This window comes from Pseudomonas sp. GW822-FHT04C11 (assembly GCF_058800905.1).
Genome location: NZ_JBXAMS010000028.1, coordinates 1 through 17,678, shown reverse-complemented (window position 1 = coordinate 17,678; position 17,678 = coordinate 1). Strand labels below are relative to the sequence as shown.

Annotated in this window: 22 protein-coding genes and 1 pseudogene; 13 read left to right on the top strand and 10 right to left on the bottom strand. The window is 58.7% G+C overall.

The window, feature by feature from the left end:
- Window positions 1–53: 53 nt before the first annotated feature.
- Window positions 54–389 carry a DUF2388 domain-containing protein gene (locus tag AC1RJ3_RS28960; protein WP_493081868.1) on the bottom strand — a complete coding sequence of 112 codons (336 nt, stop codon included), beginning with the start codon at window positions 387–389 and terminating at the stop codon, window positions 54–56.
- 178 nt (window positions 390–567) lie between these two features.
- Entirely contained in the window at window positions 568–885 is a 318-nt protein-coding gene (locus tag AC1RJ3_RS28955) for a DUF2388 domain-containing protein (protein WP_054597100.1), read from the bottom strand.
- A 238-nt stretch (window positions 886–1,123) separates the two neighbouring features.
- Between AC1RJ3_RS28955 and AC1RJ3_RS28950 the strand changes: the two genes are divergently transcribed.
- From AC1RJ3_RS28950 to AC1RJ3_RS28925, 6 genes and pseudogenes are all read left to right on the top strand, one after another.
- On the top strand, window positions 1,124–1,744 hold the full coding sequence (locus tag AC1RJ3_RS28950) for a cell wall hydrolase (RefSeq protein WP_054597101.1): 621 nt from the start codon (window positions 1,124–1,126) through the stop codon (window positions 1,742–1,744).
- 99 nt (window positions 1,745–1,843) lie between these two features.
- Window positions 1,844–2,614: a phytanoyl-CoA dioxygenase family protein gene (locus tag AC1RJ3_RS28945; protein WP_493081866.1), complete on the top strand. Its 771-nt coding sequence runs from the start codon at window positions 1,844–1,846 to the stop codon at window positions 2,612–2,614.
- Window positions 2,615–2,636: 22 nt separating this feature from the next.
- Window positions 2,637–2,792, top strand: a pseudogene (locus AC1RJ3_RS28940) (acyl-CoA thioesterase); the annotation flags it as partial.
- A gap of 171 nt (window positions 2,793–2,963) precedes the next feature.
- Complete coding sequence (locus AC1RJ3_RS28935) at window positions 2,964–3,962, top strand: LacI family DNA-binding transcriptional regulator (RefSeq protein WP_054597103.1); 999 nt, start codon at window positions 2,964–2,966, stop codon at window positions 3,960–3,962.
- Window positions 3,963–4,026: 64 nt separating this feature from the next.
- A complete protein-coding gene (locus AC1RJ3_RS28930) occupies window positions 4,027–4,416 on the top strand; it encodes a c-type cytochrome (RefSeq protein ID WP_347929885.1) in 390 nt (129 codons plus the stop codon).
- Window positions 4,417–4,527: 111 nt separating this feature from the next.
- Window positions 4,528–4,863: a hypothetical protein gene (locus AC1RJ3_RS28925; protein WP_102667264.1), complete on the top strand. Its 336-nt coding sequence runs from the start codon at window positions 4,528–4,530 to the stop codon at window positions 4,861–4,863.
- A gap of 14 nt (window positions 4,864–4,877) precedes the next feature.
- On the opposite strand, the gene AC1RJ3_RS28920 is transcribed toward AC1RJ3_RS28925, so the two are convergent.
- Window positions 4,878–6,245 carry a hypothetical protein gene (locus AC1RJ3_RS28920; protein WP_489112341.1) on the bottom strand — a complete coding sequence of 456 codons (1,368 nt, stop codon included), beginning with the start codon at window positions 6,243–6,245 and terminating at the stop codon, window positions 4,878–4,880.
- Window positions 6,246–6,526: 281 nt separating this feature from the next.
- Here AC1RJ3_RS28920 and fabV point away from each other — a divergent pair, with 281 nt between their 5' ends.
- Entirely contained in the window at window positions 6,527–7,723 is a 1,197-nt protein-coding gene (fabV, locus tag AC1RJ3_RS28915; protein ID WP_054597105.1) for an enoyl-ACP reductase FabV, read from the top strand.
- Window positions 7,724–7,782: 59 nt separating this feature from the next.
- On the opposite strand, the gene AC1RJ3_RS28910 is transcribed toward fabV, so the two are convergent.
- The 3 genes from AC1RJ3_RS28910 to AC1RJ3_RS28900 form a co-directional block, all read right to left on the bottom strand.
- The gene (locus tag AC1RJ3_RS28910) at window positions 7,783–8,448 is read right to left on the bottom strand and encodes a helix-turn-helix transcriptional regulator (RefSeq protein ID WP_493081861.1); all 666 of its coding nucleotides are present in this window, start codon (window positions 8,446–8,448) and stop codon (window positions 7,783–7,785) included.
- A gap of 19 nt (window positions 8,449–8,467) precedes the next feature.
- Complete coding sequence (locus tag AC1RJ3_RS28905) at window positions 8,468–9,097, bottom strand: hypothetical protein (protein ID WP_054597107.1); 630 nt, start codon at window positions 9,095–9,097, stop codon at window positions 8,468–8,470.
- Window positions 9,098–9,240: 143 nt separating this feature from the next.
- A complete protein-coding gene (locus tag AC1RJ3_RS28900; RefSeq protein WP_103314450.1) occupies window positions 9,241–9,570 on the bottom strand; it encodes a DHCW motif cupin fold protein in 330 nt (109 codons plus the stop codon).
- 194 nt (window positions 9,571–9,764) lie between these two features.
- Between AC1RJ3_RS28900 and AC1RJ3_RS28895 the strand changes: the two genes are divergently transcribed.
- Window positions 9,765–9,965: a hypothetical protein gene (locus AC1RJ3_RS28895; protein ID WP_054597109.1), complete on the top strand. Its 201-nt coding sequence runs from the start codon at window positions 9,765–9,767 to the stop codon at window positions 9,963–9,965.
- Between the two features lie 69 nt (window positions 9,966–10,034).
- On the opposite strand, the gene AC1RJ3_RS28890 is transcribed toward AC1RJ3_RS28895, so the two are convergent.
- Window positions 10,035–10,319 carry a hypothetical protein gene (locus AC1RJ3_RS28890; RefSeq protein ID WP_054597110.1) on the bottom strand — a complete coding sequence of 95 codons (285 nt, stop codon included), beginning with the start codon at window positions 10,317–10,319 and terminating at the stop codon, window positions 10,035–10,037.
- Window positions 10,320–10,595: 276 nt separating this feature from the next.
- On the opposite strand from AC1RJ3_RS28890, the gene AC1RJ3_RS28885 reads away from it, so the two are divergent.
- Window positions 10,596–11,183, top strand: coding sequence for a LysE family translocator (locus AC1RJ3_RS28885; RefSeq protein ID WP_054597111.1), 588 nt, complete (start codon window positions 10,596–10,598; stop codon window positions 11,181–11,183).
- 10 nt (window positions 11,184–11,193) lie between these two features.
- Here the strand turns inward: AC1RJ3_RS28885 and AC1RJ3_RS28880 are convergent, their stop codons facing one another.
- Complete coding sequence (locus AC1RJ3_RS28880) at window positions 11,194–12,027, bottom strand: AraC family transcriptional regulator (protein WP_054597112.1); 834 nt, start codon at window positions 12,025–12,027, stop codon at window positions 11,194–11,196.
- A gap of 37 nt (window positions 12,028–12,064) precedes the next feature.
- The gene (locus tag AC1RJ3_RS28875) at window positions 12,065–12,568 is read right to left on the bottom strand and encodes a VOC family protein (RefSeq protein WP_347929890.1); all 504 of its coding nucleotides are present in this window, start codon (window positions 12,566–12,568) and stop codon (window positions 12,065–12,067) included.
- Window positions 12,569–12,849: 281 nt separating this feature from the next.
- On the opposite strand from AC1RJ3_RS28875, the gene AC1RJ3_RS28870 reads away from it, so the two are divergent.
- The 3 genes from AC1RJ3_RS28870 to AC1RJ3_RS28860 are packed head-to-tail and all read left to right on the top strand — an operon-like array spanning window position 12,850 to window position 16,062.
- Complete coding sequence (locus tag AC1RJ3_RS28870) at window positions 12,850–13,311, top strand: (2Fe-2S)-binding protein (protein WP_054598315.1); 462 nt, start codon at window positions 12,850–12,852, stop codon at window positions 13,309–13,311.
- 2 nt (window positions 13,312–13,313) lie between these two features.
- On the top strand, window positions 13,314–15,482 hold the full coding sequence (locus tag AC1RJ3_RS28865; protein ID WP_493081857.1) for a xanthine dehydrogenase family protein molybdopterin-binding subunit: 2,169 nt from the start codon (window positions 13,314–13,316) through the stop codon (window positions 15,480–15,482).
- Between the two features lies 1 nt (window position 15,483).
- On the top strand, window positions 15,484–16,062 hold the full coding sequence (locus tag AC1RJ3_RS28860; protein WP_493081855.1) for a hypothetical protein: 579 nt from the start codon (window positions 15,484–15,486) through the stop codon (window positions 16,060–16,062).
- 36 nt (window positions 16,063–16,098) lie between these two features.
- Here AC1RJ3_RS28860 and AC1RJ3_RS28855 read toward each other — a convergent pair whose 3' ends face one another.
- Window positions 16,099–16,524 (bottom strand): VOC family protein, encoded by a 426-nt coding sequence (locus AC1RJ3_RS28855; protein ID WP_103314458.1) that lies wholly within the window; start codon window positions 16,522–16,524, stop codon window positions 16,099–16,101.
- Window positions 16,525–16,638: 114 nt separating this feature from the next.
- Here AC1RJ3_RS28855 and AC1RJ3_RS28850 point away from each other — a divergent pair, with 114 nt between their 5' ends.
- Window positions 16,639–17,505, top strand: a complete 867-nt coding sequence (locus tag AC1RJ3_RS28850; protein ID WP_493081853.1) for a LysR family transcriptional regulator — start codon at window positions 16,639–16,641, stop codon at window positions 17,503–17,505.
- Window positions 17,506–17,678 lie beyond the last annotated feature (173 nt).

Below are 17,678 nucleotides of genomic sequence, written 5' to 3'. Positions count from 1 at the left end.
CGCAACGTTCGTTGCACCCAACGGGGCCTGTCACTGACCTGCGTCGTCCATCTCTAGTGATCCGCAGGTACCCCGGATTGAACGAGCAGCGCCTGGGCCAGCTCTTCGTCACTGGCCTTGAGGCCAGGATAATCGTGTCGAGCCTGCATCAACATCGACTCCAGATTGGCGTCGCGAATGGCGCCGCCGCTCGCGACGAAGCTGGAGAGGTCTTCGCGGGCTGGCGTGACGATTTTGTCGTCTCTGAATGTCGAGTACAGCGACACGGAGAGCCCTGCCGACGTTGCAACTTCGCGCGCATCAATATCGGGCATATGGCGCCTGTGGGCCATGGCCGAACCGAAGGGCAGGCAAAGCACCAGCAATGGAATGAGGAATATACGTCGCATGGCGAATCCTCCGAAAACATGAGACCTGAATGACTGGTCTTATGTTTTTTGATCCGCGCTGTCGGACAGGAGTTCCTGGTCGGTGGTGCATGTCAGCACAGAGGCCGAGGACCGGGACGTTAGGCCAACGTCATCATCCCGGTGAACCTCGAAGTTTGTCACTGACGTGCGTATGCCTCTAGTGATCGGCAGGTGCCTCGGCTTGAATGAGGATTGCTTGGGCCAGATCTTCGTCGCTGGCCTTGAGGCCTGGGTGTTCAAGTCGAATCCGTTTCAACTCCGACTCCAGATAGGCACCGCGAATGGCACCTCCACTCGCTACGAAGCTGGAAGCGTCATCGCGGGCGGAAACGACCAGTTTGTGGTCCTTGAACGTTGAGTAAAGGGATGCGGAAACACCTGCCGAGGTGGCGACATCGCGTGCATCTACACGGGCAAAGGCCGAACCAAAGGGCAGACAAAGGATTAGCGAAGAGATGACAAGTGTGCGACGCATGACGGCGTCCTCCGAATGGATGAAGCAACGGATGTGCTACTTAAATTTGGAGGTGTGGCGGCAGTCAGGAGTTCCCCTGCGTCGGCATATCTACACGCAAAGCAGAAGGGGGAGCGGCCGGTCGGGTGATACGCAGCGGCAATAGTTGCCAGCTGTCAGTCTGTTGGAATGATTGGGCCGCTACGGTGTCGACCGCAATAAGCGGAGCCGCCAACATGACTTGGTCAGCAGGTTCGTCATGCGTCTGATCTGGATTGCTACTTGTCTCTCAATAACCCTTCTCGGGGGGCAGGTGAGCGCGGCTGACCAAGCGCAAAACAAGGAGGTGGCGGTGGACAAGGCGCAAGTCCTGGAACAGAAGACTGCAGAGAAGGGCAGTGTGGCACCGGTGCCCAAAGCCGAGGCGATCACCCCCTCTGAAGCGCAGGCGGTCGATCCGGCAGGCAAAGCACCTTTGAAGGATGCAATAACTTGTCTTTCACGCACTATTTTCTGGGAGGCCAAAGGTGGGGAATTGGCCGACATGGAAGCGGTTGCCAATGTGGTGTTGAACCGGCTAGGCCATGAAGGTTTTCCAGGTACGGTGTGCGAGGTGGTCAAGCAAGGTTCGCAAAAGCATGCCTGCCAGTTTTCGTGGTGGTGTGATCGACGTTCGGATCATGCCGACGAAGACGCTCCCTATGCTGCTGCTACGGAAATAGCGCGAAAAGCGCTCAATCACCAACTCACTGATCGAACCCATGGCGCCATGTATTTCCATAGTAAACACGTGAAACCCGAATGGGCCAGGGAATACATCAAGACCGCCGAGACCCGAAAATTTGTCTTCTATAAGCCTCACGACGGTACCGCACGATAGACGCGTTTGCTCAGACTCCGTCAGGATGCAAACGTGGCGAAGCACCCCGCGCAGTGCCAGTATGAATAGGAATTATCGGCATTTCTCCGGGTGCGCAACATGGACACCACCGAGCGCTTGTCATCACTGACTGCCAGCCGCCTTCAAGCCTTGCACCGGGACGGTTTTGTGGTGCTGCCCGGCGTGCTGGATAGCGCCCAAATCAGTGCGCTGCGCCATGCAATAGATGGCCTGAAACCTCAGCACTGGGACTACAGTGGCTCGCTTGACCATTACAAGTGCGTGTTCAACCGCGACTCGTTTTGGCTGACGTTTCTCGATCTGGATGGGGTCATCGAACTGGCCGAAGCAGCCTTGGGAGAAGATTGTCATATCATTGGCCAGACCGCCTGGCGCTGCCATCCCGGCTTCATCGGCGCTCCATTGCATCTGGATTACCTGGTGATGGAGTTGCCGCGAAGCCTGCTGGCCAACCCGGCCTTCGAGTTGCCGATGCAGATCTGCACCGCGCAATTCTACCTCGACGATATCGATGTCGACCTCAGTCCCACTCGGGTGATCCCCGGTAGCCACCGAGCAGGGCGGCCGCCAGCTCGTGGTGAAAACCAGTGGCACGGCAGTATGGCGAAACCAGTGCTGTGTCAGGCCGGGGACGCTCTGATGTTTCGCAGTGAGCTGTGGCACGCCGGTAGCGACAACCGAACCACCGACCGTGTGCGCTACCTGTTGCAGGTACACTACGGCCGGCGAATGGTGGCGCAGAAGTTCTCGCCTTACCTGCACTGGTGCTTCAACCCCGACGTGCTGGCTGCCGCGACACCGCGTCAACGGCGCCTGCTGGGGGAGCATCGGGAAGCGGAATATGACTGACATTTCAAGGAAGAACAGACTGATGCCTAAAGCGGTTTTCGTCAGCAGAACCATTCTATTTGGAGATTGCGACCCGGCAGGTGTGGTTTACACCCCGCGATTTTCATATTTTGCAGTGGAAGCCATTTATACGGCGCTTGATAGATGGCTGGGAGCGCCCGGACTCAGAACGCTGATTTGCAGTCAACGGGGCAGGGGGGGCGGGGAGATTTCTGTCTGGAACCTGGCCGATCTCAAGCTCTGAGCACCCCTGGCAGGCCATTCGTGCCGCCTACTGCCGGGCATCGTGTTGTCATGCTTTTGCCAAGCATGACATGATGCCCGGCCAGACAAGCAATGGCACCCGCGAATGGCTTCAGTTAAAGATGTCGCACGGCTGGCGGGGGTTTCCCTCATGACCGTATCCAGGGCGCTCAACACCCCGGAAAAGCTGAACCAGGAAACGCTGGCGAAAGTTCGTCAAGCGGTCGAGGCCCTGGGATACGTCCCCAGTCTTTCTGCGCGCAAGATCCGTGGCGGTCACTCCAGTGGCAAGACTATTGGCGTCTTCGCGCTGGATACCGCGACAACCCCCTTCGCTGTAGAAATGCTGCTTTCAATGGAGCGCACGGCACGAGAAAACGGCTGGAACGTCTTTATTCTCAACGTGTTCGAGGCACCGCCGAGTCAGCAAACCATCGACCTGATGCTGTCGCATCAGCCCGACGGGATCATCTTCAGCGCCATGCAGCTTCGTACCGTCGAGATACCCCAGGTGCTCCGCAGCCTGCCGCTGGTACTCAGCAACTGCATGAGTTCAGAGCCAGGCGTGGCCTGTTACGTCCCCGATGACGAAGACGGTCAGTACCAGGCCGTGCGGCAAGCATTGAAGCGTGGCTACCGGCATCCGTTGTGCATCAACCTGCCGCAAAGCAGCCTCGCTTGGGAGTTGCGCCAGCAGGGATTGGTTCGCGCCCTGGCAGAAGGCGGTGTGTCCCTGGACAGTGTTCCCCAATACAACCTGTCGACCGATGACGCCTATGAGGAAACGGTTGTAGCGCTGGAGCAGCAATTGCGTGAGTCGGATGGAAAGCCGACCTTCGATCTGCTTATTTGTGGCAACGACCGCATTGCGTTGGTCGCTTATCAATACCTGCTCAGTCGTGGCCTGCGTATTCCCGCCGAGGTGGCCGTACTTGGCTACGACAATATGATCGGCGTTGCCGAGTTGTTCTATCCACCGCTGAGCACCGTGCAACTCCCGTATTACGAAATGGGCCGGCGTGCCGCTCAGCACTTGATCGAAAGCAGGAATGAGCCCTCTATTCATAGGGTTTCATGTCCCCTCGTGGAGCGTAAATCCTGGTGATCGCTGCCACAGAGCACGCTGTAGATCTTCAAAGCGGTAAGTAACACCTGATGAGGAGCAGAACTTGAAGAAAGCCGCAGTACTAACCGTCGCCTTGATGCTCAATGCAGGCGTATTCAGCACACCAGCAGACGCGGCCGGCGATGCTGAAGCGGGAGGGAAGCTCTTTAACCGAATATGCGGCGGTTGCCATCAAGTGGGTGATTCAGCCCGCGGTTCTTTTGGTCCGCAACTCAATGGCATTTTTGGGCGCCATGCCGGCAGCACGACGGACTACCAGTACTCTACCGCGATGAAATCGTCAGACGTGGTCTGGACCCGCGAAACGCTGGCCGCCTACATCGAAGCGCCAAAAAAAGTAGTCCCCGGGACGCGCATGATTTTCTGGGGTATCAGCGATCCGGAAAAGATCGAAAACCTGTTGGCCTACCTTCAGACATTTCAGCCGCAATAAACCGAAGCTCGGCAAACGTCATCCTCGTAAAGCCGGACAGAAGGCATTTTGCTGGCCCCGAAGCCTCAAAATTACCGCCAAAATCGCTTCATTTTCAGGTGGTTAGGCGGAATGCAAATGCGCAATGTGTTGATCGTGCCGATCTCGCTGGTACTGGCGAGCATTGCGGTCTCTGTCCAGGCAAGAGAGTTGATGCCCAATGATCGGTTTATGTGCAGCTGGGGCGCGGGTACAGCGGCAAGGGCCCAGGAGCTCAAGCTGTCCGGGGTCTCGCTGTATGCCGCTCGCCAGAAGATCCAGGCATACAAATTCAGCAAGGGCTGGATGCGGATGATGGCCATGGGCATTACCGAGCAAACCTACGACAGTCAATCAAAGTTCAAGCCCGAGGCTGTCCGGCAGAGTTTCTATAATGAGTGCGTCAAGTATAAGTTGGCGCGTAAATGACCTTCGCCCTGTAATTACAACCCGGTATCGGGCGGCGTTATCCGTGCCAGCATCACCGTATATTCTTCGGCCGCAATTTGCCGGAATTTCATTCGGGTGATGGCCTGGCGTTGCAGGTCATTGTCATCGGGGAAAAGGCGGACGGCCGCGTTCTGGACGACCGCATCGGGTGTCTCGATCCGCGGAAACGGTCCGTCGTACTTGTCGGGGGAATCACTGGTGGGCACCGCCGGGGTATCGAGTGCCCGCACCAGCAGGAATACCGGGACGACATCAGCCAGCCCCACCGGAAGTAGCCTGGCCGCGTTTTCCCCGAGATGGCGCCGCACGATAGCCTGGGAGCCCAGGCGCAAAGTGAACCTGAAGGGGAATCCGGTACGGATTGAAAGCAAAACCGGATCCGCCGCAGCCACCTGCTCGATCGAGTTGATGCCCTCCGATTCCAGCGTCGCAACCACGGGCAGGGTCACGCCTTCCAGGACCAGCAACTTGTCTGAACTGCCGTCCCTCTTGTCCTGATCGGTGAGTTGGGGAAAGCCCAGTCTTCGCACGATCTTCATCAGCGGATCGATCGGCAAGGTACCCAAGGCAAAGGCTGTGACGATATGCGGGCCATCTCCAGCGCCGGCATTCATGATCACCATTGCCAGCGGAATGGCCAGAAACAGGCGCAGGGAGTACCAATACACATCGGAAATGTTCAGTGACTTGCGGCGGATACTGAGGACGGAGTCGCTCACGATAAACATGAAAGCCCCCGCCAGCGAGCTGACCAGCAGTGGAATCCCGAGCTTGTACACGCACGCCACTTTAAGCGTGTTGTCGCAGTTGGGGATGACATAGTTGGAGGCGATCAAGGCTGCCGCGGCATAAGCCACCAGCAAGAGAATGATGAAAGGCACAATGAACGGCACCAATCCATATTGCTCATGGTAGATCCGCGCAAACAAACGCTCGCACAGTTCCGGGTTTTTGTCCGAGCAGACTCGCCAATCATCGACGGAACCGCTCGACCCCAGCTTTCCTTCGTCCTGGAGTGAATGGATGAGGCTGGTCGACCAGAAGCGTTGCAGATAGGCCGCTAGGGCGCCGCCTTTCAAACTGTTCTGGAATTCGCTGTAGCGGGTAAACCAGCCCATGCTCAGAAACATGATGAGTGGGGCGCCACAGATCACCGTGGCGAAGGCAGTGAGGATCACCACCAACTGGAGGATTGCGCCATCAAGTCCGACCACGTCCACCATGAACAATCGACCGACACCGTTGATGAGCAACAGAATCAGTGCAAGGAGCAGGGCCCGTTGCCGTGGTCTCAGGTGCGATTCCTTGAACAGATAGGTCCTGCGCCTACCGCCATAAGGCTCTTCCATGGGCTTGTTCACCGGATTGCTCCTGACGACCTGAGGTGTTTCTACGGATAACGCTAGCAATGGAAACGGGTTCGTCCAGAATGTCATCACCGCGTGTTAGGTTGTTTTTGAATAACGCCACTCTCGGACTGGAAACAGCGGCTCAAATCATCGAGGGTATGCGCTGGATTTGCGACAGGCCCGGACAGTGAGGTCAATGAATCGGCCCGCCACCGTGACGCTTCCGTTTTCCCAGCGTCTATGACTTTTATAGCCAGTATTGGCTCTCGGCATCTTGGAAGAGGGAGATATTTATGATCGTTAAACCGCGCGTTCGTGGTTTTGTTTGTGTGACTACCCACCCCACTGGCTGCAAAGCCAACGTCAAGAATCAGATCGACTACGTCCGTGCGCAAGGACAGATCACCGATGGGCCAAAGAATGTCCTGGTGCTCGGCGCATCGACCGGTTACGGACTGGCTGCGCGCATCACCGCGGCCTTTGGTTGCGGCGCCAAGACGCTGGGTGTGTTCTTCGAACGTGAAAGCGTCGAGGGCAAGCTCGGCACAGCCGGCTGGTACAACACTGCGGCCTTCCACACGTTCGCCGAAGCGGAAGGTCTCTACGCCAAAAGCATCAACGGTGATGCGTTCTCCGATGAAGTCAAGCGCCTGACCATCGAGACCATCAAGCGCGACTTGGGCAAGATCGACCTGGTGGTCTACAGCCTCGCCGCACCGCGTCGTACCGATCCGAAAACCGGTGAAGTCTACAGCTCGACGCTCAAGCCGGTCGGCAAGTCGGTTACCCAGCGCGGCCTGAACACCGACAAGGAAGAGGTCAACGTGACCACCTTGGCCGAAGCGACCCAGGAAGAAATCGACGGTACCGTCAAGGTCATGGGTGGCGAAGACTGGCAGATGTGGATCGACGCCCTGCACGAAGCCGGCGTTCTGGCCGAGGGGGCGAAAACCACGGCATTCACGTACCTGGGCGAAAAGCTGACCCATGACATTTACTGGAATGGCTCCATCGGCGCGGCGAAGAAAGACCTGGACCAGAAAGTCCTGAGCATTCGCGAGCGACTGGCGGACCTGGGCGGCGATGCACGGGTTTCGGTATTGAAAGCGGTAGTGACCCAGGCAAGCTCGGCAATCCCGATCATGCCGCTGTACCTGTCCTTGCTGTTCAAGGTCATGAAAGAGCAGGGCACACACGAAGGCTGCATCGAGCAGGTCTACGCGCTCTACAAGGACAGCTTGTTCGGCCATCCTCCGGTCATGGACGAAGAAGGGCGTCTGCGCGCGGATTACAAGGAGCTGGCGCCTGAAGTCCAGGAGCGCGTCAAGCTACTCTGGGATCAGGTCAGCAATGAAAACCTTTACGAACTCACCGACTTTGCCGGTTACAAGGCAGAGTTCCTGCGCCTGTTCGGCTTCGGGATCGAAGGGGTGGACTACGAGGCTGACGTCGATCCGGACGTCAAGATCGCTAACCTGGTCCAGGCTTAAGTCTCAAGGGTAAACAGCTGCCTCGACGTCGTGAACGCGAGGCAGCTGCTGTTTGCCGATCATCGAGCCGTTGCTGGATCGGGTGCTGCATCCTTTCCAGCCTCGGCTTGATGCTCGATCGGCCGAAGCTTGAATCGGCAGACATTACCGCCCCGTACCATGCACTCCGTATGGTCGACTTCGGCTCCCCCCAACGTCCCGATCAACGCCAGATCCAGCTCACACACCACCGGATAGGCCGCGGCCAAGCGGTGGAAGACGCAGTTGTGCGCGACGATTTCCTTGTCGTCGGATGAGCGAAAGAACACCTGCGCTTCGTATCCCGCCTGGTTCATGTGCTGCACGATTTTTGCTTCGTCAACCACCTGACGTTCACGGTCCAGTGCCAGTTTGCGGCCCATACGGCGCATCAGTGAAGCCAGTTCGACGGGGCCGATGATGTCGGCCACTTCTTCAATCAGCACACTGGCCAGTAACTGATAGTGGCGAGGGAACTGCTCCCGCGCATGGTCGGTGAGCTGATACAGCTGCTCCGGTCGCCGGCCTGTCGGACGGGTTTCGCCGCGCAGCACCAGTCCGTCACGCTCCAGAGCCGCCAGATGCTGGCGAATCGCGGTGCGTGTGACAGCCAGTTGCTCAGCCAACTCGTCAATGCTCATACCGCCCGCGTGGTGCAGCAGTGCATTGAGCAGGTCCTGCTGCGTACGACCCAATCCTTCAAGCATGGTCTGCGCTCGCTCGGTATCAGAACTTGTCCGGGAACTGTTTGACCAGTGCCGCCGTCAGCGTGTCAGCCAGCGCCAGTATATGGACGCGCATCATCTGCCAGGTCTTCGCTTCAGCGGCATAGTCGTGCGCGGCGAGCTGGTCGATCTGGGCGACGTGGTGGCCGCCGTGAGCTGCCAACATCGTCACCAGCGTGCTTTCAGGCAAGTTGGGGTTGGCGCTGGCGAGAAATGCCGCAATGGCCTTGGCATTGCTCGTCAGTTCTGCGACAGCGGCCTGCTGGCCCTTCTTGTCTTTGGCGACCGTGGCGTCGCTGTAATGTTTCACCGCGCCCCAGTGACCGGCAAGCAGCTTGAGCAGTTGATCGGCAGCGGGCTGGCCATACAGCGGAGCAAGGCTGTTGGCGATGCGGGTTGCGTTGTCTACCACCTGAGCGGCGGCGACCTGGGCTTGTTGATGGTTAGCGCTCTGGTTGGCTATCGCGTAATTTCTGGTCCAGAAAATATGCTCGATCCAAAGGCCGCGCAACGACAGGCGCGTGGTGAGCGCGGCGCTCTCGGCTGGTGCAGGCGAGGCGGGGGGAGTTTGACTCCAGACGGGCTGGGCGCAGAGCGCCAGCAGCAGTAAAGCCAAGGTTTTGATATTCATGACGGCACCCTCTTGTCGTGGGATTGTCCAACAATATCAATTGAAGCATATAAATATGTTTTTATTGGATGTGGGCCGGATTTGCAGATCAATGGTCGTCTTGTGCGTCGTTACCCCTGCGTTTACGGCCCCGCGAGGCGAGGTCAATCAACCACAAACAGCTTCGCCCCCGTCTCCGTCGACGACCGGTGAGACTCCGCATTATCCGCCACTTGATAGCTCATGCCGGGTTTCAGCACGAACTGGCGCCCATCTTCGAGTTCAGTGTGCAGTTCGCCTTCAAGGCACAGCAGGATGTGGCCCTTCAAGCACCAGTGGTCTGCCAGGTAATCGGCGGTGTATTCGATCATTCGCACGCGAATTGCGCCGAACTGCTGGGTGCGCCAATAGGCGCTGCCGCGTTCGCCGGCGTGGACGGTGGGTTCGACGGTCGACCAGTCGGTGGTGCCGAACGGGATGGCTGCTATATCCATGGCGAGCTCTTGAAGTCAGGAGAGAGAACCGATTTACGCAGCTGGTGGCAGGTTGTCAATTGATGGGATATCTCCAGAAGCTGAACCCAGACTGTCAGCCTGCAATGTTTCATTATGTTTCAGCTAATCTGGCGGCGTAGGATGCTTGACTCGGATCGTGCATCGCCTCGTTTCCAGCCAAGGGGAACTGAACAATGAAGTTGAACCTCGTCAAAATCTTTTTGATCACCGGCACGTTGTTGTTGAGCGCGTGCTCTGGCGTGACAACCAGCAGCTGTTTTTCAGACGATTGCCATCAATTCGACGGTCGTAGTGCCAACAAGATGAGTTTTGGTGGAAGCCCGATCGGCAACAGCTTCAATCAATACAGTTCGGGGCTGTTGCAGCACGACTGATTCGGCCATTTGCAAACCGCATACGCCGATGGCAATCATCGGCGTACTGATCTCTGTGTTCCCACAATCCTAAACGTACGGCTGGCCGCTGAATCCCCGTGGGAGTCGTTGCTGGCCCGGCATCTCGCTGAGTCTTTTGATCCAGGACGCGCGCCAGTCAATCGAGGCGTGGGCGACTTTGGCTCTACGCGCCGCTCGACGTGCGGCGTTGCGAGCGTCTTTTCGGGCGTCCTTGAACGCGTCGGTATTGCGGCAGCTGCGGCATTTGACGCGGGCAAATTCAGTCGTAGACGGAAGATTGCTGCCATGGCGGCCGCAAGCCAGGTGCCCGGCAGTTTTATAGTGAGTCACCATCGGAGGATCTCCTTTGCAATGATTTCGGCGTAGCGCAAGGGTCACTTGCCACATCCCTGTCGGTGACTCTGCTCTTCTGTCTGGACTCGCTGCCCGTTCAACGGTGTGAGGGGGCAGAGACCGCGATCCCATTACTATTAATGACACCTGGGTGACCGACGCGTTCGATCTGAAATGTCGAGGACTGCACGGGGGTGTTTTTCTTCAATACAGGCCTATCAGCGTTCTCCTACTTTGAGCGCCGGGATGTCCCGAAGTTATTGAAGAAGGTGCGCAATGAGTCTGATCATTTCCATGGCCGCGTTTGCGCTGGCGTCGTCGATCACCCCTGGGCCGGTGAACATCGTTGCACTGAGCTCCGGCGCGCAGTACGGCTTTCGCGCCAGCCAACGGCATGTAGCGGGTGCAACGCTGGGGTTTGTGCTGTTACTGGTGTTGATGGGGTTGGGCCTGCATGAACTGCTAAAACTCTGGCCATCGCTGACACGGGCGGTGCAGTTGTTCGGGGTGGCGTTCCTGTTGTTCATGGCCTGGAAGCTCGCCACTGACGATGGTCGGCTCAGTGCAGGTGATTCAGGACAAGCGCCGACGATGTTCTACGGCGCGCTGATGCAATGGCTAAACCCGAAAGCCTGGCTGGCCTGTGTCGCGGGGATGGGGGCTTTTGTTGCCGACGGCGAAGCGCAGCTGGTCTGGCAGTTTGCCGCGGTGTATCTGGTGGTCTGCTACCTGTCGGTGGCCTGCTGGGCTTATGCCGGGACCTTTCTGCGACAGTACCTGAGCAATGCCGGCGGCATGCGGTTGTTTAATCGGTTCATGGCGTCGTTGCTGGCGGTGAGTGCGGGTTACTTGCTGTTGCCATAAATCTCGGGCTTTAACCGCGATACTGCCCCGGCGTCGCGGCCAAATGCTGTTTGAACGCTCGCTGAAAATGCGCCTGATCAGAGAACCCGGCTTCCAGCGCCACGTCGGCAATCAACTTGCCTCGACGCAGTTGGCTGCGGGCGAACTGGATGCGATGGTTGACCAGAAACGCGTGGGGTGTCATGCCGTAATGCTGCTTGAAAGCACGGATCAGGTACGATGCAGACAGATCTGCCGCCTCGCAGATGTCTTCGAGTTTCAGCGACAGGGTGCAGTTGTCGCGGATGTACTCGGCCGCTCGCTCCAGCTTGAGGTTGGGTTCGCGAACGCTCAATTCAGCCGGATTGAGCGTTTGCTGCACTTGAGTAAAAAACGCTACGGCGGCACTGTGTTTTTGCAGCGTCTCCAGCTGCTCGTCGAGCAATATGTCATACAGCTGATTGAGCCCGCTAAACAGCCCGGCGTCGTTGCAGTGGGTGGTTGAAAAGCGCCGAAAGTCCAGCTCTTTGCTGAACCCCAGTTGATGCTGAAGGTCGTTCAACCACGGCGTATCGACATACAGCATGCGATAAGACCAGGGCTGATTGTCGATCGGGTTACAGGCATGGACATCGCCGGGGTTCATCAGCACCACGGTGCCGCTGCCGACTTCAAACGCGGCGTGTTCATGGAGATAGGTGCTGCGCCCGGCGGTGATCGCACCGATGGAAAAAAACTCGTGGGAATGTCGGGCGTAACAGACTTCGCGGCCATCAGCGATGGAGCGCGCTTCGATGAAGGGCAGTGCGTCATCGCGCCAGAAGCGAGGGGCTTTGTCGGCATTTTTGGCGATGGCGTGTTTCATCCGCGAGCGTCCTTTGGCAGTTCAGTTGGGGAGTGTATTAGCTCTCGCCATTAAAGGCTCGCTCGAGTGTGGCGATGTCGAGTTTCTTCATCTGCAACATTGCCTGCATGACGCGCTGGGATTTGGCGGTGTCCCTGTCGGTCATCATTTCCATCATCACCACCGGCACGATTTGCCACGACAGGCCGAACTTGTCCTTGAGCCAGCCGCATTGCTGGGCCTTTTTGTCACCACCGGCAGACAGCGCATTCCAGAAGTGGTCGATTTCATACTGGGTATGGCAGTTGACCTGGAACGAGACGGCCTCGTTAAAGCGAAACACCGGGCCGCCATTGAGTGCGGTAAAGGTCTGGCCATCGAGCATGAAGCTGACAGTCATCACTGAACCCTCGGGCCGGCCATGGAGCTCGAAACCGACCTTGCCATAGTGAGTGATGGCGGTAATGGTCGAGTGCTCGAACACCGAACAGTAGAACTGTGCAGCGGCTTCGGCCTGATCGTCGAACCACAGGCAGGGCGTGAGTTTCTGAATGCGCGACATGAAGGTTCTCCTCCAGGAATGATCAGGCTGGACTATTAGCGTAGTCAGCCGGTGATCGTCAGGCGTAACCGTCAATCGACAAGCTGCGGGTGTAGGTCGGTTGATGCTTTGAAACACAGGGCTGCTTCCTGGGAAGTGGCCCTTTTTTGTGACCGGTGGTCGCGCAAACCAAGGCTTCGGGAAAATTGCGCTTAGCTCAATGGATAAACCGAGGCGCGCGTAGGCAGTCGTTGCCACAGTGACGCCATGAAAGGACATCGTGAGTGACTGAGGAGACCGCCGTGCTGACGCTCAATATCAATGGCAAAGACCAATCCCTGGACGTGCCCGGCGACATGCCGCTGTTGTGGGTATTGCGCGATGTCGCGCACTTGACCGGCACCAAGTTCGGCTGCGGCATGGCCCAGTGCGGCGCCTGCACGGTGCATGTCGACGGCGCGCCGTTGCGCTCCTGCATCACTCCGGCGGCGGCCGTCGCCAACGGGCAAAAAATCCTCACCATCGAAGGCTTGTCGAGCGACGGTTCGCACCCGGTGCAACGCGCCTGGGCCGAGATCGACGTGGTGCAATGCGGTTATTGTCAGTCGGGGCAGATCATGTCGGCGGCGGCTTTATTGGCGAAAATCCCGTCGCCGAGCGACAGCGATATCGATCAGGCGCTGTCGGGCAATATCTGTCGGTGCGGGACCTACCCGCGCATTCGTGCGGCGGTCAAACGTGCTGCGCAAATCGGGGAGGCATAACGATGAATGCGAAGATCGAGACTTCTCGACGGGATTTTTTGAAAAGCACTGCCGTGCTCGGTGCAGGGCTGGTGGTGGCGTTTGTCATTCCGGGAGCCAATCGCTTTGCCCAGGCGGCATCGACGCCGGACGCGGTGTTCGCCCCCAATGCCTTTTTGCGCATCGCGCCCGATGGCAGCGTGACCATTCTGTTGGGGCACTCCGAAATGGGGCAGGGGATCTGGACGGGCCTGACCATGTTGATCGCCGAAGAGCTGGATGCCGACTGGACGAAGATCCGCGTCGAGCATGCACCGGCATCGGCAGCCGATTATGGTTTGCCGGCCTTTGGCGGCATGCAGATCACCGGTGGCTCGACCTCGACCTGGATGGAATTCGACCGCTACCGTCAGGCTGGCGCTGCCGCACGCTTGATGTTGATCGAGGCCGCCGCCAAGCGCTTCAACGTCGCACCCTCGAAGATACGAACCGAACCGGGCGTGGTGATTGCCGGCGATCAGCGCGCCACTTACGGTGAGTTGGCCAATGACGCCGGCCAACTGCCGGTGCCCGATCCGGCGTCGATCAAGCTCAAGGACGCCAAGGACTGGAAGATCATCGGCAAACCGACCAAGCGCCTGGATACCCCGGAAAAAATCACCGGCCAGGCGAAATTTGGCATGGATGTGCAGTTCGATGGATTGCTGACGGCCGTGGTTGCACGCCCGCCGGTGTTTGGTGGCAGTGTCAAATCATTCGATGGCGCGGCGGCATTGGCGCTGCCGGGCGTGCATAAAGTCGTGCAGGTGCCGACGGGCATTGCGGTGGTGGCCGATCATTATTGGGCCGCCAAACTCGGCCGCGATGCGCTGAAAATCGACTGGGACCTGGGACCCAATGCCGGGCTCGACAGTGATGCCTTGCTGCAAAATTTCCGCAAGCTCGCCGCGATCCCCGGCACTCCGGCCAGCCAGGCGGGCGACATCAGCGCCGCGCTGAGCAAGGCGGTGAAGACGATTGATGTTGAATACAGCGTTCCCTATCTGGCCCATGCACCGATGGAGCCGCTCAACTGCACGGTGAAAATCACCCCGGACAAATGCGAGATCTGGACCGGCACCCAATTCCAGACGCTGGACCAAATGATTGCGGGGAAAATCACCGGGCTCAAACCCGAGCAGGTCGAGATTCATACCGAATTCCTCGGGGGTGGTTTTGGCCGTCGAGCCAATCCGACCTCGGACTTTGTCAGCGAGGCGGTGCAAGTCGCGAAGGCGGCCGTTGCGCCAGTGAAAACCGTCTGGTCGCGGGAGGATGACATACGCGGTGGTTACTACCGCTCGGCGTTCCTCCATCACGCGCGCATTGGCCTGGATGCCAAGGGCATGCCCCAGGCCTGGCAGCACGTACTGGTCGGGCAGTCGATCATGGACGGCACCCCATTCGAGGCGACGATGGTCAAGAATGGCGTCGATGCGACCTCGGTCGAAGGCGTGGCCGACAGTCCGTATATCAAGGGCCTGGCCAACCACCTGGTCGATCTGCATTCGCCGAAAACCGGCATCAGCGTGTTGTGGATGCGTTCTGTGGGGCACACGCACACCGCATTTGTCGTCGAGTCACTGATCGATGAACTGGCCACGGCGGCCGGCAAGGATCCAGTGGAATATCGACGGACCTTGCTCAAGGAGCATCCGCGCCATCTCGGGGTGCTGAACCTGGCGGTGGAGAAGGCCAACTGGAAGGCGCCGCTGCCTGCGGGGCACGCGTTGGGCGTGGCGGTGCATGAGTCTTTTGGCAGTTACGTCGCGCAGGTGGCCGAGGTGTCCCAGGACAACCTGAAGATTCGTGTGCACCGCGTGGTCTGTGCGGTCGATTGCGGTGTCGTGGTGAACCCGGCGAGCATCGCCGCGCAGATGGAATCGGGCATCACCTTTGGCCTGGGGTTCACCTTGCACAGCAAGCTGACCTTCAAGGACGGGAAAGTGCTGCAGTCCAATTACCATGACTTTCAGGTGTTGCGCCTGAATGAAATGCCTGTGGTCGAGGTGCACATCGTCCCCAGCACCGAAAAACCGGGCGGTATCGGCGAGACCGGGGTACCACCGACGGCACCGGCGGTGGCCAATGCGGTGTTCGCCCTGACCGGGCAACGCTTGCGTGAACTGCCGCTGCAACTGGCGGGGGTGTGAAATGAGACGGCATCTGTTTCTGGGCGCGCTGCTGTTGCTCGGGGGCGGTGGTTACACCTCTGAGCTGTTTGCCGACGATCAAGCCGCACTGGCGGCGTTTGCCACGGTGCAGAAGGTGTTCCAGAGCCCGCGTTGCCAGAACTGCCATATCCCCGATGACTCGCCCTTGCAGTTCGACGCCGGGAAACCGCATGCCATGAACGTGGTTCGCGGCACTGACGGCAAGGGGGCGGCGGGCCTGCCCTGTGCAACCTGCCACGCCGACACCAACCCGCCCGCCAGTTATGGCCCCCACGCACCACCCGGTGCACCGCATTGGGGGCTGCCATCAGCTGCACACAAAATGGCCTGGATCGGCTTGCCGGCTGATCGGCTGTGCCAGATGATCAAGGACCGTTCGAGCAACGGCGACCGTGATTTTGCCGCGCTGATGACCCATGTCAGTGACGACAAACTGGTGCTCTGGGGCTGGAATCCTGGTGGCAACAGGACACCGGTGCCGGTGCCTCACGATATTTTTGTCACCCAATTCAAGCTGTGGGCAGACGCGGGTGGGCCATGTCCGGTGGCGGGGAGCTAGACGGGATCCGCTCGCAGGCCGGCATGATGCTGAAGGTTACTTGGCGAACAACTGGTCGATGTCCTTGAACGCCTTGAACTCCAGCGCGTTGCCGCACGGATCGAACAGAAACATCGTCGCCTGTTCGCCCACTAGTCCTTTGAAGCGAATGCCGGGCTCGATCACGAAGCGCGTACCCAGCGACGTGAGCCGTTCGGCCAGCGATTCCCATTCTTCCATCGACAGCACCACGCCGAAATGCGGGACCGGTACGTCGTGACCGTCCACGGCATTGGTGTGGGCGGATTCCTGGGTGGCGGTTTTCGGGTGTTCGTGGATGACCAATTGGTGGCCGAAAAAGTTGAAGTCCACCCAGTGCTCGCTGGAGCGTCCTTCCTCCAGGCCGAACACCTGGCCATAGAAAAGCCGCGCGGCGGCAAGGTCATACACCGGAATGGCCAGATGAAAAGGGGAGAGACGCATGGTGTTCAAGCCTCGATGACAGGAGAGTTGAGCTGATTCTAGTCTTGTGATTTTTGATTAAAAGACGATAATTTTTGCCTCCAGCTCAAATAAAATCGATCAATCGAGGCGCTCATGCTGCGTGAACTGAAAACCTTCATCGCCGTGACTCGCTATGGCACGTTCGCCGCAGCCGGCATGCACATTGGCCTCACGCAATCGGCCGTCAGCGCGCAAATGCGCAACCTGGAGCAGGCGTTGGGTATTCGCCTGTTTGACCGCACCGGGCGTCAGGCCATCCTCAACGCGGCCGGGCAGCGAGCGTTGCCGATGGCCCGGGAAATCCTCGAAACCTTTCAGCGCATGGCCGTCAGTGACGACGTCAGCGAGTTTCGCGGCGAATTGAGGGTCGGCGCTGTGGCGACCGCCCAAACCGGTTTGCTGCCCCAGGCATTGCTGCGCTTGCGGCAGCAGGCACCGTTGCTCGAGCCGAAACTGGTGCCCGGCGTGTCACTCAACCTGTTGAGTCAGGTCGACGCTGGCGAGCTTGATCTGGCGATCCTGATCAAGCCACCCTTTGAACTGCCCAAGGAGCTGTCGGCCCAGGTGATCCGGCAGGAGCCTTTTGTGTTGATCGTGCCACCGGACCTTGAAGGCGAGGATCCGTTGCAGATACTCAGCACGCATCCACAGGTGCGTTATGACCGCAACTCGTTCGGTGGCCGGCTGGTGACAGGCTTTCTGCGCGAGCAGCAGATCGAGGTCAAAGTCGCGCTGGAGCTGGATGAGCTGGAGGCGATTGTGAAAATGGTCGAGTGCGGGCTGGGGGTGGCGTTGATTCCCCGGGCGGGGCTTTGGCTGGACTATGGCGCAAAGGTCAGGATCATCTCGCTGGGCGAACTGACGTTCTATCGGGAGATCGTGCTGTTGCAGCGCTACAGCCAGCGTACACAACCGATCCAGCAGTTGTTTGCGCGATGTTTGTCGAATGTCGAACGGTAACCCATTACCCTGTGGGTCCGAAGTGATGACCACAAAAAACCCGCCAATCGGCGTAATGCTGTTCACTTAAGCCGATGTTTCAGGCACATCCGTAGTTGTGGCGAGGGAGCTTGCTCCCGCTGGACTGCGTAGCAGGCCCAATTCAGGGCCGCTTCGCGCCCCAGCGGGAGCAA